Here is a 25,387-nt window from a genome sequence, read left to right as displayed (position 1 = left end):
CGGCCGTTGCAGCGAAAGCTCACACCGCGACGCGCGATGTGAAGGCGCGGCAGCGCCGTGTTGAAGCTAAAAAAAAGGCACGTCAAACCGGTGACGCGCCTTCCAACAAAAAGGTATGGCAACTGCTTTGTTGGGCCTTCATTGTAGCCAAAAGCACCCCGCCGAAAGCCGCGCCAATGCTTGATTTTGCGTCGTTGCACTGCGCCAACACAGAAATCCGTGCACAAGTTATCCACAAAAGCTTGTGGAGCGATTGTGGATGGTTTTGGGAGCCGCAAAACGGCATCGACTACCTTGGTTGGCCAGCACTAAACCCAGCCCGTACAGCGGGATTGTAGCGAACCAGCTGCTCAATCTCGTTACATGTTCCGTGTGTGAGCGAGCGCCAACATCTGAACCCGCAGGAAGGCCTTTTTAGTCCGCCTGCCAAAGGCCATCTGTATCCCGCGATATGAAAAAACCCGACAACCTAGTCGGTTGCCGGGTTCACATGGTTGACGTCTTGCGCGTCGATCAGCGGGTCGGACGGATGAGCGCGTACTGGGCCCACTCGCCACGGCGGTAGAGCACATTGATGGTCCGCGACTTGTCGAGCTTGGCGAGCAGGCCCTCGAACTGCTTGACGTCCAACACGTCGTTGTTGGCAACGCTGAGGATCACGTCGCCTTCCCGCAGGCCGGCCCGGGCCGCCGCGCCGTCGACCGCATCCACCCGCACACCGCCCTTGATCTTGAGTTCCTTCTTCTGGGCATCGGTGAGGTCAGACACCGTCAGGCCCAGTGCGGTGGTCGCTCCGGCGGGGGGCTTGGGCTCAGTTTGCGACTGACGACGGGGCCGCTGATCGGGCTCGAGTTCCACGACAGTGAGCGACAGGTCGCGGGTGCTGCCTCGGCGGAACACCTGCACGGACACCTTGCTGCCCGGCTTGGTGTTGCCCACGATGCGCGGCAGGTCCCCAGCCTTGTCGATCGGCTTGCCGTCGAAGCGCGTGATGATGTCGCCTGCCTCGAGGCCGCCCTTCTCGGCCGGGCCGCCGGTTTCTACCGAGCGCACCAGCGCACCGACCGCCTTGCCCAGCCCCAGCGACTCGGCCACGTCTTTCGTGACCTCGCCGATCTGCACGCCGATGCGCCCGCGAATGACGCGGCCGTTGGCTCGCAGCTGGTCCGCAACCCGGGTGGCTTCGTCGATGGGAATGGCAAAGGAAATTCCCATGAAGCCGCCTGAGCGGCTGAGGATCTGCGAGTTGATGCCCACCACCTCGCCGCGCAGGTTGATCAGCGGACCTCCCGAGTTCCCCGGGTTGATCGCCACGTCGGTCTGGATGAAGGGGATGAACTCCCCGGTGTCGCGCGCCTTGGCGCTCACGATACCGGCCGTGACCGTGCTATCCAGGCCGAAGGGCGAGCCGATGGCCATCACCCATTCACCGACCTTCAGGCGGTTCACGTCGCCGATCTTCACGGCCGGCAGGTTGCCCGCCTCGATCTTGACCACCGCTACGTCGGTGCGCTTGTCGGTGCCGATGAGCTTCGCCTTGAACTCGCGCTTGTCGGTGAGAGTGACGTACACCTCGTCGGCGCCCTCGACGACGTGGGCATTGGTCATCACGAAACCGTCGTTGCTCAGGATGAACCCGGAGCCCACGCCGCTCGGGCGCGTTTCCTCTTCCTGCCCGGGGCGCTGGTTGCGCCGCGGGTCCTGGCGCGGGTCCTGGCGAGGCACGGGCACGCCGAAGAAGCGGCGGAAGAACTCCTGCATCTCCTCGTCCATCTCCGGCGATTGCGCGCCTCCGCGACCCGCCCGCACGCGCTCGGTCGTGCGGATGTTGACCACGGCAGGCCCCACCTGTTCGACCAGGTCGGTGAAGTCGGGCAGCCCTCTCGACGCCGCGGAAGCCGATTGCGCGTGACCGGCCTCATGCCATGTCATCGTTGCAACGCCTGCCAGCAGCGCCACGCTCGTCAGGCCCAGGGCGCCCCAACGGCGCACCCGGGCTCGGATCGAGTGATGTTGTGTATTCATTTCCTGACCTCTTGCGTCAAGTTCACCAGACAAACAAACCCATGCACGCCTGCCAGCGGCTGCGGACATGCGGCAAAGAGGGAACGGGGACTACTTCTTTCGCTCGAGCCCAGCTGCGAAGCTGCGCAGCGTGTTGACCGGGACATCGCCCATCACCGTGATCCACCAGTCGCCCTGCCGGCGCATCAGCGTGCGCGTCGCGCCCAGGGCCATGACCATCTCGCGGCGGTGCAGCGATGCGTCGTAGGGCTCGACGAAAACCGACACATAGGTGAGGCCGTCGGCATAGATGGCCTGCAGCATCTGCTTGTCGGTCGGCGCGTTCTGCGGGTTGTCCACCGGACGCTTCACGCAGCTCACATGGCGGAAGCCGGGCACCTGCACCTGCAGGGACCAGCCTTCGCGCTCGAGATCGGTGGGCGCCATCACCGGGCGCTGCACGCGATAGCCCTCGAGCTTCTTCATCGGCAGCACCACCGCATCGAGCTGCGGCCGCACACCGATGGAGACTTCGGAGAAGGCCGACGACTCGAGCACCTGATCCTTCTCGTCGAGCACGTCTGCACGCAGCAGCAGCCCCGACTGCCGCTCGGCCCACAGCCGGTAGCCGAAGCGATAGGCATCCTTCGGGCGCAGGCCGAGTACGTTGGCCTCATGGCCGGCCACCCGGTCAGTGCCCAGGGGCTTCACGTCGTAGAACTCCACGATGCTCTCGCCCCGGGACTGCAGCAGCGCGGGAAAGGCGTTGATCGACTCGCGCTGCTCCACCACGGCAACGCGGCTGAGCGGCCACAACGTGTGCACCACGTCGTTGTGCCGGAACACCTTGCGCATCTCCCCGTCCATGGCCTCGATGCGCTCGAACTGGTTGCTGCCCTCGTAGAAATGCACGATGCGCGAGCTGGAGACCGTGCCGCCCGCGCTGACCACGAAGATGCCCTGGAAGTTCTTCTTCTTTCCTGCGTCATGGATGCGCATCAGCCAGGAGCGTGCCTCACGCGCCTCGACCAACGGGTCTGAAGAAGCACCGGCTCCCTGGGCACGTGTCGGCAGCGCCCCCCACAGGAGCCCGAGCACCAAGGTGCCGTGCGCGAGGCCAGCCAGCAGGCGAGACAGGTGTTGGCTCATTCGTTGCGGTCGGGCGGCCTCTTGCACGGGGTGACTCTCGCGGCTCAACGGCTGGGCGCCTCGTAGGTCGCGCTGCGCAGGAACCCCGAAGGCACCCCGAGCGCGGTACTGCCGCCGAACTGCTTGTGGGCCGACAGGTAACGGTCGAGCTGGGCATCACGCACCAGTTCGCCGTTGACCACCAGCACCGGCTGCTCGACCGTTGCAGCCTTTGCAGGTTCCGGGGCGGCCACCGCCAAGGCGGTGACAGGCGCAGCCGACTGATCCACCCGCGTCACGACGAGCGCCCCGGCCACCACCATGAAGCCTGCCGCGACGGCAGCAGGTGCGCCCCAACGGCGCCGGCGGCCGGGCCGGCCGCCGCCGGCCATCGCCACGGCAGCCGTGTGCGCGTGCTCGTCCACCTCGGCCGACAGCGCGGGGGCGAGCACGACCGGCTCCTGAGCCAGCCGTGCGCGCAATGCCTGCAGGAAGGCCTCATCGCGCACGCTGCCCGCGAGTTCGTCCGACCGCAGCACGTCACCGATGAGGTGGTAGCGGTGCCAAGCCTTGCGCGTCTCTTCGCAGTCGCGCCACTTCGCCGCCACTTGCATGGCGGCATCGTGGTCGAGCTGGCCGTCGGCAAAAGCCGACAACTCCTCGAGCGGCGGTTGCGACATCGGATTCGAACGGTCTGACATGGTCTTCACTCCTGGCCAGCGCAGCTACCAGCGCTCGCCTTCACGCGTATCAAGCAATGGGCGCAGACGTTCTGCGATCGCCTCGCGAGCCCGAAAAATCCGGGAGCGCACCGTGCCGATCGGGCAGTTCATCACGGTGGCAATCTCTTCGTAGCTCAAGCCTTCGATTTCGCGCAGGGTGATCGCCTGGCGCAGATCTTCGGAGAGCGCCTCGATGGCGGCGTTGACTGTGGCAGCAATTTCCTTGCTGGCCAGCAGGGCGTCTGGCGTCTCGCCGTCGCTTAGTTCGTTCTCGACTCGCGAAGGTTCCTCGTCGTCTTCCCGCGAGGACAGGGCGGCTTCGGTGACGAGCGGATCGCGCTTGAGTTCCACCAGCGCCTTCTTGGCCGTGTTCACCGCGATGCGGTAGAGCCACGTGTAAAAGGCGCTCTCGCCCCGGAACTGGGGGATCGCCCGGTAGGCGCGGATGAAGGTCTCCTGGGCGATGTCCTGCACCAGGTCGGTATCGCGCACCATGCGGCCGATCAGGCGCTCGATGCGCCGCTGGTACTTCACCACCAGCATCTCGAAGGCCCGCACGTCCCCGCGCTTGACGCGGTCGATCAACAGGGCATCGGCGTCAGCGGCGCTCATGCAGGCGGGATGTTGGAGTCGGAGACGGGAGATTCGGCCTGCGCAGGCTGGGGCGGGCGCGGCGAATATACCGCACAGCGCAGCGCGTGCCAGTCGCCCTCGGCGGCCGTGCGCTGGACGGCCAGCCAGGTACGAGAAGCCCGAAAGCCCTCGCCGGCCTGCAGTCTCAGCAACATCCAGTCACCGAGATCAACGGCCACTTGCAAGGCGACGGCGACTTCCTGACGCACCGCACCCCAGGGGGCGCGCTCGAGATGCCAGCGCTGCCGGTCCCATCGTAGGCCGACCGGCTTGCGGCGGCGTTCGGTCGCGAGCACGGTGCCGCCCAGCAGCGCAGCCCCCGCAACGCCCAGCCACTGGAGGGGACTCACGCCCGCCACGGCCCATGCCACGGAGGCAGCCAGGGCCAGGAAGGTCAACAACGCCACGAAGCCGATCCACCGCGGGCTGCGGTGGACCGTGACTGCAACGGCCGGGGCCGTGCGCATGCGCAGCTGAAACGTGAGAAGAGCCGGTCAGACGCGCTTGAACACCAGAGAGCCGTTGGTGCCGCCGAAGCCGAAGTTGTTCTTCAGCGCCACGTCGATCTTCATCTCGCGCGCCGTGTTGGCGCAGTAATCCAGGTCGCACTCGGGATCCTGGTTGAAGATGTTGATCGTGGGCGGCGACAGCTGGTTGTGGATCGCCAGCACCGTGAACACCGACTCGATGCCGCCGGCTCCGCCCAGCAGGTGACCGGTCATCGACTTGGTGGAGTTGACCACCAGCTTCCTGGCGTGGTCGCCGAAGGCCAGCTTGATCGCGTTGGTCTCGTTGACGTCGCCCAGTGGCGTGGACGTGCCGTGAGCGTTGAGGTAGCTCACCTGGTCGGGCGTGATGCCGGCATTGCGCATGGCCGCCTGCATGGAACGACGCGGACCGTCGACGTTGGGTGCGGTCATGTGGAAGGCGTCGGCGCTCATGCCGTAACCACCCAGCTCCGCGTAGATGCGGGCACCGCGCGCCTTGGCGTGTTCGTATTCCTCGAGCACCATGACGCCGGCCCCCTCGCCCAGCACGAAGCCGTCGCGGTCCTTGTCCCAGGGGCGCGAAGCCGTCTTGGGATCGTCGTTGCGGGTGGACAGCGCTCGCGCCGCGGCAAAACCGCCGATGCCCAGGGGGGACACGGTGGATTCGGCCCCGCCGGCGATCATCACGTCGGCATCACCGTATTCGATCAGGCGGCCCGCCTCACCGATGCAATGCAGGCCGGTCGTGCAGGCGGTGACGATGGCCAGGTTCGGCCCCTTGAAGCCGCACTGGATCGACACATGCCCGGAGATCATGTTGATGATCGAGGCCGGCACGAAGAACGGAGACACGCGCCGAGGACCGCGGTTCATCAGTTCGGTATGGGTCTCTTCGATCATCGGCAGGCCGCCGATGCCGGAGCCGACCAGGCAACCGATGCGTTCCGCGAACTCTTCGCTGAGCGCCTCGCCCGTGGGCAGCCCCGCATCCTTCACGGCCTGCAGCGACGCTGCCAGGCCGTAGTGGATGAAGGTGTCCATGTGCCGTGCTTCCTTGCCGGGGATGTAGTCCTCGACATTGAAGCCCTTCACCTCGCCGGCAAAACGGCAGGCGAGGTTCGAAGCATCGAACTTCGTGACGGTATCGATGCCGGACTTGCCGGCCACAAGATTGGCCCAGGATTCGGCCACCGTGTTGCCCACGGGGGTCACGAGTCCGAGTCCTGTCACGACGACACGGCGGCGACTCATGCGTAAAGCTCAGTTTGCGGTTGAAGAAGGAATGCCTGCGGCTCAGGCCTTGGCGTGCGACTTCGCGTAGTCGATCGCCAGCTGCACGGTGGTGATCTTTTCAGCTTCTTCGTCGGGGATCTCGATGCCGAACTCGTCTTCGAGTGCCATCACGAGTTCCACGGTGTCCAGCGAGTCAGCGCCGAGGTCGGCCACGAAAGCCTTCTCGTTCGTGACCTCGGCTTCGGCCACGCCGAGTTGCTCGGCAATGATCTTCTTGACTCGTGCTTCGATATCGCTCATGACTCCTCCAGGAGGGGTGGTGCAAAAACAGCCCGTGATTCTACGGTGTCTAGGGTTTCATCCCTAAGAGAGCACACCGCGTTCCGGACGGGCTCAAACCGGCTGGGGCACAAGGCCCTCAATTCATGTACATGCCGCCGTTGACGTGCAGTTCCGTCCCGGTGACGTAACCCGCCTGCGGCGAGGCCAGGAAGGCCACCGCCTCGGCTATGTCGTCGGGGCTGCCGAGGCGGCCCAGCGGGATCTGCGCCAGCAGTGCGGTCTTCTGGGCTTCGGGCAGCACCTCGGTCATGTCGGTGGCGATGAATCCGGGAGCCACGCAATTGACGGTGATGCCGCGGCTGCCCAGCTCGCGCGCCAGCGAACGGGTCATGCCCGCCACGCCCGCCTTGGCCGCCGCATAGTTGGCCTGGCCGGGGTTGCCGCTCGCGCCCACCACCGACGTGATGTTGATGATGCGGCCGTAACGCTGCTTCATCATGGGCTTGATGGCGGCGCGGCTCGCGCGGAATACCGCCTTCAGGTTGGTTTCGACGACCGCATCCCAGTCCTCGTCCTTCATTCGCATGGACAAGGTGTCGCGGGTGATGCCGGCGTTGTTGACCAGCACATGCAGGCCGCCGAGCTCCTTGACGATGCCTTCGATGGCAGCGTCGAGCGCGGCGGCATCGTTCACGTTCAGGGCGAGGCCACGGCCGCCGGCCGGTGACAGCGCCTCGGTGATCGCCGCCGCACCGGCTTCCGTGGTCGCCGTGCCCACGACCTTGTACCCGCGCCTGGCGAGCGTCGTCGCGATGGCGCGCCCGATGCCCCGGCTCGCGCCGGTGACCAGCGCAACCTGGGTTGCAGCAGACTGGTTTTCGCTCATGCCAACAGTCCCTTTACTTCGTTCAGGCTCGCCGGGTCGTACACCGTGGCGCTCACCAGCTCTGCATCGATGCGCTTGACCATGCCGGCAAGCACCTTGCCCGGCCCGCATTCGATGACATGCCTCAGGCCCATCGCCTTCAGGGCCTGCACCGTTTCGACCCAACGCACCGGCCCGAAGGCCTGGCGGTACAGCGCATCGCGGATCGCCGCGGCATCGCTTTCAACCTTGACGTCGATGTTGTTCACCACCGGCACGGCCGCCACGGCGAAGGGCGTGGCGGCGAGCTTGTCCTTCAGGCGCTCCGCCGCCGGTTTCATGAGGCTCGAGTGGAAAGGCGCCGACACCGGCAGCGGCAGGGCCCGTTTGGCCCCGCCGGCCTTCAGCACCTCGCAGGCCTTCTCGACCCCGGCTTTGCTGCCGGCAATGACCGTCTGTTTCGGATCATTGAAGTTGACCGCCTCGACGACTTCGCCGCTGGCAGCCGCCGCCTCGGCGCAACCCGCCCGCACCGCGTCGGCATCGAGACCCAGGATCGCGGCCATGCCGCCGGCACCTACCGGGACGGCCTCCTGCATGGCTTGCGCGCGAAAACGCACCAGCGGCAAGGCGTCCTTCAGTTGCAGCGCACCGGCAGCCACCAGCGCGGCGTATTCGCCCAGCGAATGGCCGGCCACCGCCGCAGGCGCAAGACCCGTCTCGGCGAACCAGGCGCGATAGCACGCCACGCCCGCCGCCAGCATCACCGGCTGCGTGTTGGTGGTGAGGTCGAGTTGCTCCTTCGGCCCTTGCTGGATCAGCCGGCCGATGTCTTCGCCGAGCGCCTCGGAGGCTTCGGCCAGCGTCTGCCGCACGGCCGGGTGGTCACCCCAGGCGTCGAGCATCCCCACAGCCTGCGAACCTTGGCCGGGAAAGACGAATGCGAACGAGGTCGTCATCGCTGCAAACCTACTTCTCGTCGAATGTTGAAAAGGGAAACCGAAAAGCGCGGCAGCTCAGAAGTCGAGCAGCACCGCGCCCCAGGTGAAGCCGCCACCCACGCCCTCGAGCATGACGGTGTCACCCTGCTTGATGCGGCCGGTGCGCACCGCGTGGTCGAGCGCCAGCGGAATGGATGCGGCCGACGTGTTGCCGTGCTCGTCGACGGTGACGATGAGCTTCTCGAGCGGCAGTTTCAGCTTCTTGGCCGTACCCTGCATGATGCGGATGTTGGCCTGGTGCGGGATCAGCCAGTCGATGTCGGCATCCTGCCGGCCGGCCTTGGCCAGCACCGAGCGGGCCACGTCCTCGAGCACGCCCACCGCCAGCTTGAACACCGCCTGCCCGTCCATCTTGAGCAGCGGGTCTCCCAGCACCTTGCCGCCCGCGACCGTGCCGGGCGTGCAGAGGATGCCGACATGGCGACCGTCGGCATGCAACTCGCTGGCCAGCAGGCCGGGCTGGTCGGACGCCTCGAGCACCACCGCACCGGCTCCATCGCCGAACAGCACGCAGGTGGTGCGGTCGTTGAAGTCGAGGATGCGGGAGAAGACCTCCGCACCGATCACCAGCGCCTTCGAGGCTGCGCCGGTGCGGATCATGGAGTCGGCCACGGTCAGCGCATACACGAAGCCGGAGCACACCGCCTGCAGGTCGAAGGCCGGACAGCCGTGCACGCCCAGCTTCTGCTGGATGAGGCAGGCCGACGACGGAAAGATCATGTCCGGCGTGGACGTGGCGACGATGATGAGATCGATGTCTGCCGCGCTCCGACCGGCGGCCTCGAGCGCATGCTTGGCCGCCTCGAAACCCAGGTCGCTGGCAGTCACCTCCGGGGCGGCGAAGTGGCGCGCATGTATGCCAGTGCGGGCGACGATCCATTCGTCGGACGTCTCGACGCCGCGCTGAGCCAGCTCTTCGGCCAGTTGTGCGTTGGTGACCCGCCTGGATGGCAGGAAGCTGCCGGTGCCGGTGATGCGGGAATAGCGAGGGAGCGGAAGTGTCATGCAGCTTGGGCCACCGCCGCCGCCTCGGGCGCAGCGCCGGCTGCGTCTGCGGGCAGCGCCTGCAGCGTTTCGAGGATGCGATCGTGGACCCGGTCGAGCAGTCGATTGCGGGCGGCATCATACGCCCGATTCAGGGCCTGCTCGAACGCGAAGGCGTCGGCAGACCCGTGGCTCTTGAAGACCAGCCCGCGCAGGCCCAAGAGCGCCGCGCCGTTGTAACGCCGGTAGTCGACCCGGTGCTTGAAGCTTTTTAGGACCGGAAGCGCAATGATCGCAGCGAGTTTCGTGAAGATGTTGCGGGTGAATTCTTGCTTGATGATGCTGGACAGCATCGCGGCCAGCCCTTCGGCCGTCTTGAGGGCCACGTTGCCGACGAAGCCGTCGCACACGACGATGTCGGTCGTGCCCTTGAAGATGTCGTTGCCCTCGACGTTGCCGTAGAAGTTGATGTGGCCACCATTGGCCGCCGAGCGCAGCAGTTCGCCAGCCTTCTTGATGACTTCGCTGCCCTTGATGGCTTCCTCGCCGATGTTGAGCAGGCCGACGGTCGGGTTCTGGTCGCCTTCGACAGCCGCGGCCAGCGCGCTGCCCATGACGGCGAACTGCAGCAGGTGCTCGGCCGTGCAGTCGACGTTGGCACCCAGGTCCAGCACGATGGTGTGCCCGTCGTGCTGATTGGGCATCACGGTGGCAATGGCCGGGCGGTCGATGCCCTCGAGCGTCTTGAGCAGGTATCGGGCCACCGCCATCAGGGCGCCGGTGTTGCCGGCGGAAACGCAGGCGTCGGCCGCCGCGGGAGCAGCTTCGGTCGCCTTCACCTGGCTGATCGCCACCCGCATCGACGAATCCTTCTTGCGGCGCAAGGCGACCTCGATCGGGTCGTCCATCTCGACCACTTCAGTGGCCGCCACGATGGTGCAGCGGGACCACGCGGCAGCGGCGGCCAGCACGTCGGGCTGCCCCACCAGGATGAGTTCGGCTTCAGGGCGCGCCGCCAGGAAGGCCCGGCAAGCCGGAAGCGTGACCGAGGGGCCATGATCGCCGCCCATGCAATCGACGGCGATTCGAACCGGCCGCTCGGCCGGCGGGACGCGACTTGGGGAATCAGTCATGTGGGGAGTGGGACTTCGGCTTCTACGCTCTGCAGGCGCAAGAAAGTGCCAACAGTACGCGAGGCCAGCCTCGCGAACAAGCCGCCCGGCGCCAAAAAAGGCTCAGCCAGGAAGCGACGCACCCCAAGCCATGCACGAACGCCCGGCGACCCCTCCGGGCGGCCGGGCGCGTGCGCTGCGCATGCAAGGACCCGTTGCAAAGGCGTCGCAAACGCGACACCCGACAACGTCAGGCGTCAGCCTTGGTCTTGAGAACCTTGCGCCCACGATAGAAGCCGGTGGGGCTGATGTGGTGGCGCAGGTGGGTTTCGCCGGTGGTCGGCTCGATCGCGGTGCCCGGCGTGGCAAGGGCGTTATGCGAGCGGTGCATGCCACGCTTGGACGGCGACTTTTTGTTCTGCTGAACGGCCATGATGAACTCCTGGGTCCTGCTGCAAGCGCCTCGAAAACGATCCGTGTTCGACTGGGCAGCTTGGCGGAAAGCCGAAAATTATAGCAGGCCGCAAGCCGCCGATCGCGCCACCCGCAAAGGTCACTGGGAATTCCCGCCGTCCGACGAGCCGCGCTTGAGAGCCTGCAACGCCGCAAAGGGGTTCGGACGGGTCTCCGGTTGCTGCTGCGGCTCGGCTGGCTCCGCCTGCAGCGGCTGTGGGCAGGCGTCATGCCGCGGCACGATAGGCAGGGCCAACAGAAGCTCATCTTCAAGCAGCAGCTTGACGTCGAGCGTGCGAGTGAGCGCCAACACGTCGTCTTCGCTTTCGGCATCGAGTTCGGCCGCGGCCGCTTCGTCGGCGACGAAACGCAAGGAGCGCTCGACGTCCAGCGCCTCGACCACCGGCTGCAGGCACCGCTGGCACTCCAGCGGGATGCTCGTGCTGGCGCGCACGTGCAGCCAGGTTTCGGGCTGGGCACCCGGCTTCTTCCGCAATTCGCCCTCCACACTCCAGACCACGGGTTGCACCGGCTCGTCCTGGGCCTGCGCCGGCCGGCAGGCTGCCAGGCGGTCGAGATCGGCCAGGGGCCATTCGCCGGAAAGCACACCGGCGGCCTGGGCGAAGGCCGCCACGTCGAGGCGGGACGGATCGAAAGCGCGGGGTTTCATCGCAGCCAGTGTATCGACCCTGTCCAGGACGACCGGCCTGGCGATGGGAGAATGCCCGGCTGCTTCCACTCCAACCGGCCATGGCCCCGCAACCCCGACTGATCCTCGCCTCCACCTCCCGATACCGCCGCGAACTGCTCGAGCGCCTGCGCCTGCCTTTCGAAGTGGTGTCGCCGCAAGTCGACGAGACCCCGCTTGCAGGGGAGTCGCCCGCGGCACTGTCGGAGCGGCTTGCGCTGGCCAAGGCGCAGGCCGTCGCCCGCCTGCACCCGCAAGCCGTCGTGATCGGGTCCGACCAGGTGGCTGACCTGGACGGCGCACCGATCGGCAAGCCCGGTGACCATGAGCGCGCAACCCGACAGCTGAAGGCGATGCGCGGGCATAGGGTGGTGTTCCACACGGCGCTGGCAGTCGTGCGCTCGAGCACCGGCTACGTTGGCACGGCGCGCGTCCCGGTCGACGTGCGGTTCCGCGCCGACCTGGGCGACGAGCAGATCGAGTCCTACCTGCGCGCCGAGCAACCCTACGATTGCGCCGGCAGCGCCAAGGCGGAGGGGCTGGGGATCGCGCTGCTCGATGCCATCCATTCGGACGACCCCACCGCGCTGATCGGGCTGCCGCTGATCCGGACCTGCGCCCTGCTGCGCGCTGCCGGCCTGGACCCGCTGCAAGCATGAGCGCGCCGCTCGGTAGCCTGCTGCTGGTGCCCAACACCCTGGATTTCGGAACGCTCGACGGCGACGGCCAGGCACCCGATCTCCAGGAGGTGCTGCCGCTGGGCGTGATCCGGACAGCCGCCGGGCTCAAACACTGGGTCGCCGAAAACGCGAAGACCACACGCGCCTTCCTGAAGCGCGTCGATGCGGTGGTCCGTCTGGTGCGGCCGCTGCAGGAACTCGACATCCGCGAGCTCCCGCGTGCGCACAAGGGGGCGCACAAGGCAACGCCCGGGGCCCAGGCGGCAGACATGCGTTTGCTGCTCGCCCCCGCGCTGGCCGGCGAAGACGTCGGCCTCATTTCGGAAGCCGGGTTGCCCGCGGTAGCCGACCCGGGCGCCGCCCTGGTAGAGGCCGCGCATGCGGCGGGGGTCGAGGTGCAGGCGCTGCCCGGGCCCAACTCGTTGCTTCTCGCGCTGGCCAGCAGCGGCTTGAACGGCCAGAGCTTCGCTTTCGCCGGCTACCTGCCCACGCTGGCCGGCGAGCGCACCCAGCGGCTCAAGGACATGGAGCAGACCTCCAAGCGGCTGAACCAGGCGCAGATCGTCATCGAGACGCCCTACCGCAACAACGCACTGCTCGACGCCTTGCTGGCAGGGCTGCAGCCGACCACGCGACTGAGCGTGAGCTGCGGACTGACGCTGGCCAGCGGCTGGACCCGCAGCGACACCATCGCACGCTGGAGAGGCCATCGAGGGACCTTGCCGGACGACACGCCGGCGGTGTTCTGCTTCCAGGCGGCCTGAACGAGCCGGATGCGCCAGCCGGGCAACGGCCGGCGCTCAGGCCTTGCCACCGCCCAGCAGCGCGGCCACCTTGCGCTTGGGCTTGATGAACCGCGACAAGCCGGTCGCTGGTGGTTGGGCTGATTTCTTCTCCCAGGCGGGATCCGCGTTCGCATCGGGCTCGTAGGGCTGGTCGAACAGCGGATCGGCCGGCGGCGCAACCGGCTTGGCGAAGCGCCGCGGCGGCGGCGCTGAAGCCGGCGATTCACGCTCGGCATCGTCGCTGAACTCGCGGCGAGGCGGACGCCTCGGACGGTCGTCGTCGAGGTCGAGAGGCTCGATGTCGAGCTTCTTCTTGATCAGCTTCTCAATCTCACCAATCAAACGGCTGTCGTCCTTCGCGACGAGGGTGACCGCAAGGCCCGACGCGCCGGCCCGGCCGGTACGGCCGATGCGGTGCACGTAGTCCTCGGCGTTGAACGGCACGTCGAAATTGAAGACGGCCGGCAGGTCGGCGATGTCGAGGCCGCGCGCCGCCACGTCGGTGGCCACGAGCAGGTCCACCTCGCCGGCCTTGAAGGCCGCCAGGGACTTGAGCCGCTCGTCCTGCGACTTGTCGCCGTGCAGCGCCGAAGTCTTCAGCCCGTCGCGCTCGAACGCACGCGCCAGCCGGGCCGCGCCCAGCTTCGAGTTGACGAACACGATGCTCTGGGAGATGGAACGGTCGCGCAGCAACTGGCGCACGGCACGGCGCTTGTCGTCTTCTTCGACGCGGTAGAAGCGCTGCTCCACGGTGGACGCGGTGGCGTTGGGCCGCGCCACTTCCACCAGCACCGGGTTCTGCAGGTAGCTCTGGGCCAGCTTCTTGATCTCGGGCGAGAACGTGGCTGAAAAGAGAAGCGTCTGCCGCTGCTGCGGCAGGTAGCTGAGGATGCGCTGCAGGTCGGGCAGGAAGCCGATGTCGAGCATGCGGTCGGCTTCGTCGAGCACCACGTACTCGACCTGGCCGAGCGAGCAGTTCTTGGCCTGGATGTGGTCGAGCAGGCGGCCCGGGGTGGCGATCAGCACCTCCACGCCCCGCTTCAGCTCAGCCGTCTGCGGCGCCATGTCGATGCCGCCGAACACGACGGTGGAGCGCAGCTGCGTGTGCCTGGCATAGGCCTTCACGTTGACGGCCACCTGGTCCGCCAGCTCCCGGGTGGGGGCCAGCACCAGGGCACGCACCGGGTGGCGCGCCGGCGAAGCGCTGGAGTTCTCGTGCCGCAGCATCTTCTGCAGCAGGGGCAGCGAGAAGGCGGCCGTCTTGCCGGTGCCGGTCTGGGCCGCGCCCATCACGTCGCGCCCCTCGAGCACGATCGGGATGGCCTTGGCCTGGATGGGGGTCATCGTCGCGTAACCGGAGTCGGCTACGGCGCGCTGCAGCTTGGCATCGAGCGGCAGGGTATCGAAGCGCGCCGGGGCCGGCTGCTGTTCCACGGGGATTTCGGTCATCCGGGGATTATCCGCGAGTCGACGGTTTGGCCTTGCGTACCACAAGGACTCTGGGTGTGTTGAAGCGCACGATGCTGCGGTACAGGGACACGTACGAAGCCACGAACACGGCGATGAAGGCCGCCAGCACGCCCGTGCTATCCCACCACAGGACGGCCGGCGCGACCGACAAGGAGCAGAGGAGCCACAGGTACGGCGAAGTCATCGAGTTGCGGCGCACCAGCACCTCGGCGTCCTTGCTGCCGACCGCCCAGCGCATCAGCCGGCGGTAGATCAGCGTGTGCAGGTGGATGCCGTCCGGCATGCCGATGGCCCGCCCGCGCACGAACTTGCGGCGATACATGGAGAACATCGTCTCGAAGATCGGGTAGGCGCACAGCAGCACCGGAAAGATCGGTGACACGTCCGGATTGCGGTGCACCAGCAGGATGCTCAGCTCGACGAGGACAAAACCGAGGAAGTAGGCCCCGCCGTCGCCGAGGAAGACCAGGCCTCGCGGGAAGTTCCAGAGGAAGAAGCCGAGAGACGCCCCGACGGTTGCGAGCGCCAGGCCGGCGACGAGCGGGTCACCGACCTGCAGGGCCACATAGGCCAGGCCCGACAGCATGATGGACGAGCACATGGAAGCCAGGCCGTTCATGCCGTCGATGATGTTCACCGAGTTGGCAACACCGGCCACCATGAACAGCGTGACCAGCCAGGCGCCGAGCGGAATGCTCACCACCAGCTCGAGGCCCGGAATGTCGGTGCGCAGGATGATGGCGTCGAGCAGCCACACGCCCAGCGCCCCAGACAGCACCGTGGCTGCCAGGCGCCTGCGCGGTGAAATGCTTTTCGTGAGGTCCTCCCACAGGCCCACTGCAAACGCCGGCAGGCTGCAGAGCAGCATGGCCCAGACCAGCCAGCTCTGGCTGGCCGAACGGCTCGAAAGCGCCGCAACACCGAAGGCGAATCCGACGAAGATGCCGATGCCGCCGATGCGAGGCACCGCGCGTGCATGCATCTTCTGGGGACCGGAGAGGTCGAAGTCGCCGGTGATGTGCCCATGCATGCGCGCCGAACGAATGACAAGCAAGGTAGCCACGGCAGCGGCCGCGAACGCGAGAAGCAGGACAAAAAGCATCGCGCGAGTGTAACGGCGCACCACTGCACCTTCATCATCCGAAACAACGGGTGATGAAACCGGCTCCCTCGAGACACGGCCAGTAAACTCGGCCCCGTCACAGTTGCGACCGGCGGGCACCGCCCTTCAGACAAGTTCACGAAACATGATCCTCATCACTGGCGGCGCCGGCTTCATCGGCGGCAACTTCGTCCACCACTGGTTTTCGCGCAGCGACGAGCCCGTGGTCGTGCTGGACAAGCTCACCTACGCAGGCAACCCGCTCACCATTGCCGCCCACCTGAAGAGCGGCCGAGCCACGCTGGCCAAGGCAGACATCTGCGATCGCGAAGCGGTGCGCGGGCTGCTTCAGCAGCACCGCCCGCGCGCGGTGCTGCACTTCGCCGCCGAGAGCCACGTCGACCGCTCGATCCACGGCCCCGGCGAGTTCATCCAGACCAACATGGTCGGCACCTTCAGCCTGCTGGAGGAGACCCGCGCCTACTGGAGCGCGCTCGCCGGCGACGAAAAGGCAGCCTTCCGCTTCCTGCATGTCTCGACCGACGAGGTCTACGGCTCGCTTTCCGAGACGGACCCCGCGTTCAGCGAGACCACGCCCTACGCGCCGAACAGCCCTTACTCGGCCAGCAAGGCGGGCAGCGACCACCTGGTCCGCGCCTACCACCACACCTATGGCCTGCCCACGCTGACCACCAACTGCAGCAACAACTACGGGCCGTACCATTTCCCCGAGAAACTCATCCCCTTGATGATCCTCAATGCGCTGGATGGCAAGCCGCTGCCGGTGTACGGCGACGGGCAGAACATCCGCGACTGGCTCTACGTGCGCGACCACTGCGAGGCGATCTGCCAGGTGCTGCAGAAGGGGCGCCTGGGCGAGACCTACAACGTGGGCGGCAAGAACGAGGTGAAGAACATCGACGTCGTCACCACCATCTGCCGCAAGCTCGACGCGCTGCGCCCCAAGGCCGGCGGCGCCCGCTACGAAGAGCAGATCACCTACGTGGCCGACCGGCCCGGGCATGACCGCCGCTACGCGATCGACCCGCGCAAGATCGAACGCGAGATCGGCTGGCGGCCGGCAGAAACCTTCGACAGCGGCATCGACCAAACCGTGCGCTGGTACCTGGAGAACACCGAGTGGATCGATAGCGTGCGCACCGGCGCGTACCGCGACTGGATGGACACCAACTACGCCGCGCGATGAAGCTGCTGCTGCTCGGAAAGAACGGTCAGGTCGGATGGGAACTGCAGCGTGCGCTGGCGCCGCTGGGCGAAGTCACGGCGCTCGACCGGCAGGGTCATGACGGCATGCATGGCGACCTGTCCCGGCTGGACGCGCTGCGCGAGACGGTGGGGCGCCTGCGGCCCGATGTCATCGTCAATGCCGCTGCCTACACGGCGGTGGACAAGGCCGAAAGCGAGCCCGACGTCGCGCGTGTGCTCAATGCCGAGGCGCCCGCGGTGCTGGCCCAGGAGGCTGCGGCCAGCGGCGCCTGGCTGGTGCACTACAGCACCGACTACGTCTTCGACGGCAGCGGCAGCACGCCGCGCGACGAGTCGGCAGCGACCGCCCCGTTGTCTGTGTATGGGCAGACCAAGCTCGAAGGCGAGCGCGCCATCGCTGCCAGCGGCTGCAGGCACCTCGTCTTTCGTACCAGCTGGGTGTATGCGGCACGCGGCGCCAACTTCGCCAAGACCATGCTCAGGCTGGCCGCCGACCGGGACCAGCTGCGCATCGTCGCCGACCAGATCGGTGCCCCCACGGGTGCAGATCTGATTGCAGACGTGACGGCCCATGCGGTGCGCCACGCCTTGCGGGAGCCCGACGCGGCCGGCCTGTACCACCTGGCAGCCGGCGGCGAAGTCAGCTGGCATGGTTATGCCTGCCACGTGATCGAATGGGCCCGCGCGCGCGGACATGCGGTCAAGGTGGCCGCGGGCGCGGTACAGGCCATCCCCTCGAATGAGTACCCAACGCCCGCACGACGCCCGCTCAACTCGCGGCTGAGCACGCGCCGCCTCGAGGAAACCTTCGGCCTCGCGCTGCCAGCCTGGCAGGCCGGCGTCGACCGGATGCTCAGCGAAGTGCTCGGCTGAGGCGCCCCGCAAGCAGACCGGGGCCCCCGTCCTGGGGGGGCCTCCGTCGGTCTGCCCACACTTTTTGGCCTCAGAATCCTGCCCCAGCAAGGCACGACGTGCCTCATCCGTTTCAACGCCTCCCAAGCCTTATGAGCCTCGCAAACCCCACCGTTGCCGTCATCGGCCTTGGCTATGTCGGCCTGCCCCTGGCCGTCGCCTTTGGCAAGCAGTACCGCACATTCGGACTCGATCTGTCCAAGGAAAAGGTCGAGGCTTACAAGCGCTTTATCGACCCCACCGGCGAAGTCTCCAGTGAAGACCTGCGCTCGGCCACGCAGCTGAACTGCACCACCGACCCGGCGGTGCTGAAGGAGGCCGATTTCATCGTCGTGGCGGTGCCCACGCCGGTGGACGACGCACATCGCCCGGACTTCACGCCGCTGGTCAAGAGCTCCGAAAGCGTGGGCAAGCACATCAAGCCCGGCGCGATCGTCGTGTACGAGTCGACCGTGTATCCCGGTGCCACCGAGGAAGTGTGCATTCCCATCATCGAGCGCCTGTCGGGCCTCAAGTGGAAGCAGGACTTCTTCGTCGGCTACAGCCCCGAGCGCATCAACCCGGGCGACAAGGAACGCACGCTCACCAAGATCGTCAAGGTCGTGTCCGGTGACACCCCGCAGACGCTCGAAATGGTGCAGCGCATGTACGGCTCGGTCATCACGGCGGGCGTCTACCCGGCCAGCAGCATCAAGGTGGCCGAGGCCGCCAAGGTGATCGAGAACACCCAGCGCGACCTCAACATCGCCCTCATGAACGAGCTGGCGGTGATCTTCAAGCGCATCGGCATCGACACGCTCGAGGTGCTGGAGGCCGCCGGCACCAAGTGGAACTTCCTGCCCTTCCGCCCGGGCCTGGTGGGCGGCCACTGCATCGGCGTGGACCCGTACTACCTGACGCACAAGGCCGAGATGCTGGGCTACCACCCGCAGGTGATCCTGGCCGGCCGGCGCATCAACGACAACATGGGCAAGTTCATCGCCGAGCAGACCGTGAAGGAAATGCTGGCGGCCGACCTGCCGGTCAAGGGTGCCGACGTCATCGTGCTGGGGCTTACGTTCAAGGAGAACTGCCCCGACCTGCGCAACAGCAAGGTCATCGACGTGATCCGCGAACTCCAGACCTACGGCATTCGCGTTCACGTGTGCGACCCGACGGCCGAGTCCGCCGAGGCCGAGCACGAATATGGCGTGAAGCTCACCGCCTGGGACGACCTGCCGAAGGCGCGCACCATCGTGGCCGCCGTGGCTCACCGCGAGTTCAAGGAGCTGAGCCCCGCCGTGCTGGCCGGCAAGGTCGGCAAGGGTGGCGTGTTCGTCGACGTGAAGTGCGCGTTCGATGCAAAGGCGCTGACCGCAGAAGGCCTGAACGTCTGGCGACTCTGAAGGGATGGCGTTGTCGACAACCTACGAAAGCGTCCTCTCGGCGCTGCGCGAAACGCCGCGTCGCTGGCTCGTCACGGGCGTGGCCGGCTTCATCGGCAGCCACCTGCTCGAAACGCTGCTGCGCAACGGCCAGCAGGTCGTCGGGCTGGACAACTTCGCCACCGGCCACCGGCACAACCTCCAATCGGTGCAGGCGGCCGTGTCGCCGGAGCAGTGGGCACGCTTCCGCCTCGTCGAGGGCGACATTCGCGACCCTGCAACCTGCCAGACGGCCTGCGAGGGCGTCGACTACGTGCTGCACCAGGCCGCACTCGGCTCGGTGCCGCGCTCCATCAACGACCCGCTGACCACCAACGCAGCCAACATCACCGGCTTCCTGAACATGCTGGTGGCCGCGCGCGATGCGAAGGCGCGCCGCTTCGTGTATGCCGCCAGCAGCTCGACCTATGGTGACCACCCCGGCTTGCCCAAGGTGGAGCACCTGATCGGCCGACCGCTGTCGCCGTATGCGGTGACCAAGTACGTGAACGAGCTCTACGCCGACGTGTTCGCCCGTTGCTACGGCATGGAATCCATCGGCCTGCGCTACTTCAACGTGTTCGGCCCGCGGCAGGACCCCGAAGGCGCCTATGCCGCCGTGATCCCCAAGTGGGCGGCCGCCATCCTGCGCGGCGAAACGGTCTATATCAACGGCGATGGCGAGACCAGCCGCGACTTCTGCTTCATCGCCAACGCGGTGCAGGCCAACCTGCTGGCAGCCACGACCACCGCGCCGGAAGCCGTGAACCAGGTCTACAACGTGGCGGTGGGCGACCAGACCACGCTCAACCAGCTCTACGCGCTGCTGGCCGAGCGCCTGCAGGCGCGCCGGCCTTCGCTGTCCGTCGCGCAGCCGGTCAAGCGCGACTTCCGCAGCGGCGACGTGCGGCATTCGCTCGCCGACATCGGCAAGGCGCGCGAGCGGCTGGGCTACGAGCCGACGCATCGCATCGGGCAGGGGCTCGACGTGGCCGCCGACTGGTACACGCGAAACGTTTGACGTTTGACCGCTGGTAACCGCCGGCTCAGCAGCGGTCGTCGGGCTGCCACAATGCCGCGTGCACCACGGCACGGCAACCGACGCATTTCCCATGAGCACACTCCCCCGCAAGGGCATCATCCTCGCCGGTGGCTCCGGCACGCGGCTGCACCCGGCCACGCTCTCGATCAGCAAGCAGCTGCTGCCGGTGTACGACAAGCCGATGGTCTACTACCCGCTGAGCACCCTCATGCTCGCGGGCATTCGCGACATCCTCGTCATCAGCACGCCGCAGGACACTCCGCGCTTCCAGGCGCTGCTCGGCGACGGCAGCCGCTGGGGCATCAACCTCAGCTACTGCGTACAGCCCAGCCCTGACGGCCTGGCCCAGGCTTTCATCCTGGGTCGCGAGTTCGTGAACGGCCACCCGAGCGCCCTGGTGCTGGGCGACAACATCTTCTACGGGCACGACATCCAGGGCCTGCTGGGCAGCGCCACCTCGCGTGAGCGGGGTGCGAGCGTGTTTGCCTATCACGTGCACGACCCCGAGCGTTATGGCGTGGTGGAGTTCGATGCCCAGCAGCGCGCCCTGAGCATCGAAGAGAAGCCCAGGGCGCCGAAGAGCAACTACGCCGTCACCGGTCTGTATTTCTACGACCAGCAGGTGTGCGACATCGCGGCCGACATCAAGCCTTCTGCGCGCGGTGAACTCGAGATCACCGACGTGAACGCACGCTACCTTTCGAACGAGCAGCTCAATGTCGAGATCATGGGTCGAGGCTACGCCTGGCTGGACACCGGCACGCACGACAGCCTGCTCGAAGCCAGCCAGTTCATCGCCACGCTCGAAAAGCGCCAGGGCCTGAAGGTGGCTTGCCTGGAGGAAATCGCGTATCGCTCGAAATGGATCACGGCCGAAGCACTGGAGAAGCAGGCGCAGCCGATGCTCAAGAACGGCTATGGCCAGTACCTGCTCAAGGTGCTGAAGGAGAAGGTGTTCTGATATGAAAGTGACCCCGACTGCGCTGCCCGAAGTGCTGGTGATCGAACCCAAGGTGTTCGGCGACGAGCGCGGCTTCTTCATGGAAAGCTTCAACCAGCGCGCCTTCAACGAGGCCGTGGGCTACGAAGTGAACTTCCTGCAGGACAACCATTCGCGCTCTGCCAGGGGCGTGTTGCGCGGCCTGCACTATCAATTGCCGCCGCATGCCCAGGGCAAGCTGGTGCGGGTGGTGAGCGGCGCGGTGTTCGATGTGGTGGTCGACATGCGCCGCAGCAGCCCGAACTTCGGCAGATGGGCGGGCGAGGAGCTGAGCGCCGCCAACCACAAGCAGCTGTGGATCCCACCGGGCTTCGCCCACGGCTTTCTGGTGCTGAGCGACACGGCAGACTTCCTCTACAAGACCACCGACTACTACGCCCCCCAGGCCGAAGGTTCGGTGCGCTGGAACGACCCGAACCTCGCGATCGCATGGCCGGACGCCGGTGTCGTACCGCAGCTCTCCGCCAAGGACGTCTCCGCCCCCATCTTCTCCCAGGCTGAAACCTTTGCTTGAGGTGTAAGAAAGCTCCACTACACTTGCGCGTTCACGTCATGAACGCACCTGTGAGGAGCATGAGACAGCCGACGCCTTCTGCTGTGGATCCGGACGCAGCCGCCACCCTGGACGCGCTGCGCCTGCTGGCCGAACGGCCGGAGATGTCGCAGCGGCAACTCTCCCAGGAACTTGGCCTGAGCCTCGGCAAGACGCACTACGTATTGCATGCCTTGCTCGACAAGGGGCTCGTGAAGATCAAGAACTTCAAGCGCAGCGACAACAAGCTGGCCTACGCCTACCTGCTCACGCCCAGGGGGCTGAGCGAGAAGCTGCGGCTGACCCGCTCCTTCCTGGCCCGCAAGGAAGCCGAATTCGAGACGCTGAAGGCAACGATCGCCCAATTGCGTCAGGAAGTGGCCGCGAATCACAACCAGTAGCAGCGGACGCATCGTCCGCACACCTCCGGCACGCACTTCCTTCGCACTTTTCTTCTTTGCCCCGCAAGCCCCCACCATGAGCCTAGAGCTGTCCCCCCTGGAGCACGCGCGATTCGGCTTTGTCACTGCGCGTGGCGAGCTTGCGCCCGAGGCATCGATCGATGCAGTGCTGCAGCGCGCACACGAGCTTGGCGCCGAGGTCGTGATGCTTCGCGTGCCCACCTCGAACCTGCGGGGCGCGCAGCAGGCGCTGGCCGAAGGCGCGATCCTCGCTGACACCCTGGTCTACTACGAGGCCGCAGTCGGCGATCCAGCACCGGTCACGCTGGCTGCAGGCCTGCACCATCGGATGCTCGGACCGCAGGATGCCCAAGAGGTGGAGACGCTCGCACGCGCCGCGTTCCGGGACTATGTCGGTCACTACCATGCCGACGACCGGCTTTCGCGCGAGGCCGCCGACGAGACCTACGCTTCCTGGGCCTCCCGCTCCTGCGAAGGCCCGCCGGTGGCGGACGCCGTCATCGGTGTCGAAGACAACGACGGCAGCATCGTCGGCTTCATCACGCTCAGGCGTGCGGGCGAGCTGGCCTCCATCGAGCTGAACGCCGTGTCTCCGGACCACCAGCGCCGTGGCATCTACGCCGGCCTCGTCGGGCTGTCCATGAACTGGGCGTCGCAGCAGGGCTGCCGCAAGGTGTCGGTCTCGACGCAACTGAACAATGTCTCGGTGCAGAAGGTGTGGTGCCGGTTCGGCTTCGAACCCGCCAGGAGCTACTACACCCTGCATCTTTGGATTCCTGCTCCACGATCATGAGCACAACGCACACACAGCAGCCCATCATCATTCCGTTCAACAAGCCCTATCTCGAGGGCCGCGAGATGGGCTACATACGCGACGCCATCGCGACCGGCAAGATCTCGGGGGACGGCGCGTTCACCAAGAAGTGCCACGCCTACTTCGAATCGCGCTATGGCTTCGCACGGGTCCTGCTGACCACCTCCTGCACCGACGCGCTGGAGATGGCCGCGCTGTTGCTTGACATCCGCGAGGGCGACGAAGTCATCGTGCCGGCCTTCACGTTCGTGTCAACCGCCAACGCCTTTGCGTTGCGAGGCGCCAAGCTGGTGTTCGCCGACAGCCTTCCGGATCACCCCAACATCGACCCGCAGCAGGTCCGCGCCTTGGTCACGCCCCGCACCCGCGCCATCTGCGTCGTGCACTACGCCGGCATGGCCTGCGACATGGACTCGATCCTCGAGATCGCTGCAGGCGTGGGCGCCGTCGTGGTCGAGGATGCTGCGCAGGCGGTGGATTCCTACTACAAGGGCCGGCCGCTCGGCACTTTCGGAACCTTCAGCGCCTTCTCCTTCCACGAAACGAAGAACGTGATCTGCGGCGAGGGCGGGATGATCGCCATCAACGATCCGAAATACGTGCCGCGCGCCGAGATCGTGCGAGAGAAGGGCACCAACCGGTCCGCCTTCTTTCGCGGCGAGATCGACAAGTACGGCTGGGTCGACGTGGGCTCCTCGTTCCTTCCCTCCGACGTGCTCGCGGCCTACCTCTGGGGCCAGCTCGAGTGTCTGGACGACATCCAGCAGCGCCGCAAGGCGATCTCGGCGCGCTACAGGGCCCGGCTGGATGCGCTGGCAAAGCGCGGGTATTTCGAGCTTCCCCAGGTGCCCGCGCACGCCACCGACAACGGCCACATGTTCTATCTGGTGTGCCGCAGTCTCGCCGAGCGCACGGACCTGATCGCCGCGCTTCGAGCCAACGGCATCCTCGCGACCTTCCACTACCTGTCGCTGCACTCCAGCCCGTACTTCACCGAGCGGCACGACGGCCGGGCGCTGCCCAACAGCGACCGCTTCACCGATTGCCTGTTGCGCCTGCCGCTGTACTACGAGCTGTCCGACGAGCAGGTCGACTTCATCTGCGGCTGCATCGAAGCATTCTTTCGCACGCGGGAGCTATGAGCTTCCTGCGTGCGGGCCTGATGCTCGGCGCATCGACGGCGACCAGACTCGCCGCCGCGCTGGCCGCGGTGAAGCTGATCGTCGTCTACACCGGCGCCGACGGGCTCGGGCAGATCGGCTTCCTGATGAACGCAATTGGCGTGCTTGCCACGGTGGCTGGCGCAGGCATTCTCAACGGCGTCATCAAGCGCGTCGCCGAGACACAGGACCGCACGGCTGAACTCCGCCTCGTAACCGGGACCAGCACCACCATCTGCATCGCCTGGTCGGTGCTGGTCGGGGCTGTCCTGGCCGCGTTCGCCGAGCCGCTCTCGCAGCAACTCTTCCGGAGCGGGACGCACGCGGACGTCTTCCGCTGGCTGGCTGCGGGCCAGTTCTTCATGACCTGCGCCACGCTGCTGGGCGGCTACATGAGCGGCCATCGCATGACCTCCGAGTACGCCGTGCTGTCGGCGATCGGTTCGTTGATCGGCATGGGCGGCGTCGCCTTCGGCGTGTGGCGGTGGGGGCTACCCGGGGCCATGCTGGGGCTCGTGTGGCTCAACGCATGTCCGGGTCTGGTGATGCTTTGCTGGGCCTGCTTCGCCTGGCCGCGCGCCAGCCTCGCGCTGCTGCGGCCCACGTGGGCCAGGCCCGAAGCCGCCACCTTGTTCAAGTTCTCGCTGATGCTCAGCGTCTCTGCGCTGACGCTCCCCTTGACGCAGCTCTATCTGCAGCAGCTCATCCATGGCCACTCCGGCTGGGACGCCGTCGGCTACTGGCAGGCCGCGGTTCGCTACACCGACACGGCGACGCAGTTCCTCGCCGTGCTGCTGACCAACTACTACCTGCCCCGGCTTGCGCAGGCGAACCACACCGCGCTGATCACCCAGGTCGTGCGCGAGGCCTACGTGTTCGCCGTTCCGGTGCTCCTCGCGTTTGCCGCCCTGAGCATCCTGCTGTCCAGGCCGATCATCCTGCTGCTCTACAGCAAGGAGCTCCTGCCGGCGCAGGAGCTGTTTTCCTGGCAGGTGGTCGGCACGGTGTTCAAGCTGCTGGCCTACATCATCGGCTACGTCGGAGTGGCCCGCGCCAGCGCGCGGCTGTACATCGGTGCCGAGATCTTCCAGGCCGCGACCTTGTGCGTCACCGGCACGCTGCTGGTGGCGCAATTGGGAGCCGCAGGCGCGAGCATCGCGTATGCCATGACCTACCTCGTCTACTTCGTCGTGTGCGTCGTGGCACTGAGGATCTTCGTCTCGAAATCGAAGGAAACCTGACCCC

General features: G+C 66.6%; 27 protein-coding genes. 12 read left to right on the top strand and 15 right to left on the bottom strand.

From position 1 onward, the window contains the following. Positions 1 to 513 precede the first annotated feature (513 nt). From E8D38_RS16325 to E8D38_RS16265, 13 genes are all read right to left on the bottom strand, one after another. Positions 514 to 2,025 (bottom strand): DegQ family serine endoprotease, encoded by a 1,512-nt coding sequence (locus E8D38_RS16325; RefSeq protein WP_140633070.1) that lies wholly within the window; start codon positions 2,023 to 2,025, stop codon positions 514 to 516. A 90-nt stretch (positions 2,026 to 2,115) separates the two neighbouring features. Then, positions 2,116 to 3,153: a MucB/RseB C-terminal domain-containing protein gene (locus tag E8D38_RS16320; RefSeq protein WP_140633067.1), complete on the bottom strand. Its 1,038-nt coding sequence runs from the start codon at positions 3,151 to 3,153 to the stop codon at positions 2,116 to 2,118. Between the two features lie 44 nt (positions 3,154 to 3,197). Continuing rightward, positions 3,198 to 3,833: a sigma-E factor negative regulatory protein gene (locus tag E8D38_RS16315; protein ID WP_140633064.1), complete on the bottom strand. Its 636-nt coding sequence runs from the start codon at positions 3,831 to 3,833 to the stop codon at positions 3,198 to 3,200. Positions 3,834 to 3,857: 24 nt separating this feature from the next. Then, positions 3,858 to 4,466 carry an RNA polymerase sigma factor RpoE gene (gene rpoE, locus E8D38_RS16310; protein ID WP_140633061.1) on the bottom strand — a complete coding sequence of 203 codons (609 nt, stop codon included), beginning with the start codon at positions 4,464 to 4,466 and terminating at the stop codon, positions 3,858 to 3,860. Continuing rightward, positions 4,463 to 4,954 (bottom strand): hypothetical protein, encoded by a 492-nt coding sequence (locus E8D38_RS16305; RefSeq protein WP_140633058.1) that lies wholly within the window; start codon positions 4,952 to 4,954, stop codon positions 4,463 to 4,465. The genes rpoE and E8D38_RS16305 overlap by 4 nt, the downstream gene beginning before the upstream one ends. A 27-nt stretch (positions 4,955 to 4,981) precedes the next feature. Further along, a complete protein-coding gene (fabF, locus tag E8D38_RS16300) occupies positions 4,982 to 6,226 on the bottom strand; it encodes a beta-ketoacyl-ACP synthase II (protein WP_140633055.1) in 1,245 nt (414 codons plus the stop codon). A 42-nt stretch (positions 6,227 to 6,268) separates the two neighbouring features. Then, a complete protein-coding gene (acpP, locus tag E8D38_RS16295; protein WP_140633052.1) occupies positions 6,269 to 6,508 on the bottom strand; it encodes an acyl carrier protein in 240 nt (79 codons plus the stop codon). 118 nt (positions 6,509 to 6,626) lie between these two features. After that, positions 6,627 to 7,376 carry a 3-oxoacyl-ACP reductase FabG gene (fabG, locus tag E8D38_RS16290; RefSeq protein WP_140633047.1) on the bottom strand — a complete coding sequence of 250 codons (750 nt, stop codon included), beginning with the start codon at positions 7,374 to 7,376 and terminating at the stop codon, positions 6,627 to 6,629. Further along, positions 7,373 to 8,314 (bottom strand): ACP S-malonyltransferase, encoded by a 942-nt coding sequence (gene fabD, locus E8D38_RS16285; protein ID WP_140633044.1) that lies wholly within the window; start codon positions 8,312 to 8,314, stop codon positions 7,373 to 7,375. Before fabD ends, fabG begins: the two co-directional genes overlap by 4 nt. Before the next feature lie 57 nt (positions 8,315 to 8,371). Next, positions 8,372 to 9,361 carry a beta-ketoacyl-ACP synthase III gene (locus E8D38_RS16280; RefSeq protein WP_140633041.1) on the bottom strand — a complete coding sequence of 330 codons (990 nt, stop codon included), beginning with the start codon at positions 9,359 to 9,361 and terminating at the stop codon, positions 8,372 to 8,374. After that, a complete protein-coding gene (gene plsX / locus E8D38_RS16275; RefSeq protein ID WP_140633038.1) occupies positions 9,358 to 10,473 on the bottom strand; it encodes a phosphate acyltransferase PlsX in 1,116 nt (371 codons plus the stop codon). Before plsX ends, E8D38_RS16280 begins: the two co-directional genes overlap by 4 nt. A gap of 229 nt (positions 10,474 to 10,702) precedes the next feature. Next, positions 10,703 to 10,885, bottom strand: a complete 183-nt coding sequence (gene rpmF, locus E8D38_RS16270) for a 50S ribosomal protein L32 (RefSeq protein WP_140633035.1) — start codon at positions 10,883 to 10,885, stop codon at positions 10,703 to 10,705. A gap of 120 nt (positions 10,886 to 11,005) precedes the next feature. Continuing rightward, positions 11,006 to 11,644, bottom strand: a complete 639-nt coding sequence (locus E8D38_RS16265) for a YceD family protein (RefSeq protein ID WP_246099525.1) — start codon at positions 11,642 to 11,644, stop codon at positions 11,006 to 11,008. Between the two features lie 11 nt (positions 11,645 to 11,655). On the opposite strand from E8D38_RS16265, the gene E8D38_RS16260 reads away from it, so the two are divergent. Next, the gene (locus tag E8D38_RS16260) at positions 11,656 to 12,252 is read left to right on the top strand and encodes a Maf family nucleotide pyrophosphatase (RefSeq protein ID WP_140633032.1); all 597 of its coding nucleotides are present in this window, start codon (positions 11,656 to 11,658) and stop codon (positions 12,250 to 12,252) included. Next, positions 12,249 to 13,037, top strand: a complete 789-nt coding sequence (locus E8D38_RS16255; protein ID WP_140633029.1) for an SAM-dependent methyltransferase — start codon at positions 12,249 to 12,251, stop codon at positions 13,035 to 13,037. The genes E8D38_RS16260 and E8D38_RS16255 overlap by 4 nt, the downstream gene beginning before the upstream one ends. A gap of 36 nt (positions 13,038 to 13,073) precedes the next feature. Here E8D38_RS16255 and E8D38_RS16250 read toward each other — a convergent pair whose 3' ends face one another. Beyond that, positions 13,074 to 14,507, bottom strand: a complete 1,434-nt coding sequence (locus E8D38_RS16250; RefSeq protein ID WP_140633026.1) for a DEAD/DEAH box helicase — start codon at positions 14,505 to 14,507, stop codon at positions 13,074 to 13,076. A gap of 7 nt (positions 14,508 to 14,514) precedes the next feature. Further along, positions 14,515 to 15,750, bottom strand: coding sequence for an MraY family glycosyltransferase (locus E8D38_RS16245; RefSeq protein WP_342779550.1), 1,236 nt, complete (start codon positions 15,748 to 15,750; stop codon positions 14,515 to 14,517). A 25-nt stretch (positions 15,751 to 15,775) separates the two neighbouring features. On the opposite strand from E8D38_RS16245, the gene rfbB reads away from it, so the two are divergent. From rfbB to E8D38_RS16195, 10 genes are all read left to right on the top strand, one after another. After that, entirely contained in the window at positions 15,776 to 16,837 is a 1,062-nt protein-coding gene (rfbB, locus tag E8D38_RS16240) for a dTDP-glucose 4,6-dehydratase (RefSeq protein WP_140633023.1), read from the top strand. Next, positions 16,834 to 17,730, top strand: coding sequence for a dTDP-4-dehydrorhamnose reductase (gene rfbD / locus E8D38_RS16235; protein WP_140633020.1), 897 nt, complete (start codon positions 16,834 to 16,836; stop codon positions 17,728 to 17,730). The genes rfbB and rfbD overlap by 4 nt, the downstream gene beginning before the upstream one ends. Before the next feature lie 131 nt (positions 17,731 to 17,861). Then, positions 17,862 to 19,154: a nucleotide sugar dehydrogenase gene (locus E8D38_RS16230; protein WP_140633017.1), complete on the top strand. Its 1,293-nt coding sequence runs from the start codon at positions 17,862 to 17,864 to the stop codon at positions 19,152 to 19,154. Positions 19,155 to 19,158: 4 nt separating this feature from the next. After that, positions 19,159 to 20,193, top strand: a complete 1,035-nt coding sequence (locus E8D38_RS16225) for an SDR family oxidoreductase (protein WP_140633014.1) — start codon at positions 19,159 to 19,161, stop codon at positions 20,191 to 20,193. Positions 20,194 to 20,284: 91 nt separating this feature from the next. Further along, a complete protein-coding gene (gene rfbA / locus E8D38_RS16220; RefSeq protein ID WP_140633011.1) occupies positions 20,285 to 21,175 on the top strand; it encodes a glucose-1-phosphate thymidylyltransferase RfbA in 891 nt (296 codons plus the stop codon). Between the two features lies 1 nt (position 21,176). Next, positions 21,177 to 21,728 (top strand): dTDP-4-dehydrorhamnose 3,5-epimerase, encoded by a 552-nt coding sequence (rfbC, locus tag E8D38_RS16215; protein ID WP_140633008.1) that lies wholly within the window; start codon positions 21,177 to 21,179, stop codon positions 21,726 to 21,728. A 59-nt stretch (positions 21,729 to 21,787) separates the two neighbouring features. Then, the gene (locus E8D38_RS16210; RefSeq protein WP_219851766.1) at positions 21,788 to 22,147 is read left to right on the top strand and encodes a MarR family EPS-associated transcriptional regulator; all 360 of its coding nucleotides are present in this window, start codon (positions 21,788 to 21,790) and stop codon (positions 22,145 to 22,147) included. A gap of 76 nt (positions 22,148 to 22,223) precedes the next feature. Beyond that, positions 22,224 to 22,961, top strand: a complete 738-nt coding sequence (locus E8D38_RS16205) for a GNAT family N-acetyltransferase (RefSeq protein WP_140633005.1) — start codon at positions 22,224 to 22,226, stop codon at positions 22,959 to 22,961. Then, complete coding sequence (gene rffA / locus E8D38_RS16200) at positions 22,958 to 24,124, top strand: dTDP-4-amino-4,6-dideoxygalactose transaminase (protein WP_219851764.1); 1,167 nt, start codon at positions 22,958 to 22,960, stop codon at positions 24,122 to 24,124. The genes E8D38_RS16205 and rffA overlap by 4 nt, the downstream gene beginning before the upstream one ends. Further along, positions 24,121 to 25,383 carry an O-antigen translocase gene (locus tag E8D38_RS16195; RefSeq protein ID WP_140633002.1) on the top strand — a complete coding sequence of 421 codons (1,263 nt, stop codon included), beginning with the start codon at positions 24,121 to 24,123 and terminating at the stop codon, positions 25,381 to 25,383. The genes rffA and E8D38_RS16195 overlap by 4 nt, the downstream gene beginning before the upstream one ends. Positions 25,384 to 25,387: the final 4 nt, after the last annotated feature.

It is taken from the genome of Methylibium rhizosphaerae (assembly GCF_006386545.1).
GTDB classification, from domain to species: Bacteria; Pseudomonadota; Gammaproteobacteria; order Burkholderiales; family Burkholderiaceae_C; genus Pseudorivibacter; species Pseudorivibacter rhizosphaerae.
The sequence above is the reverse complement of the archived record's forward strand: the minus strand, read 5'-3'. Positions and strand labels throughout refer to the sequence as shown.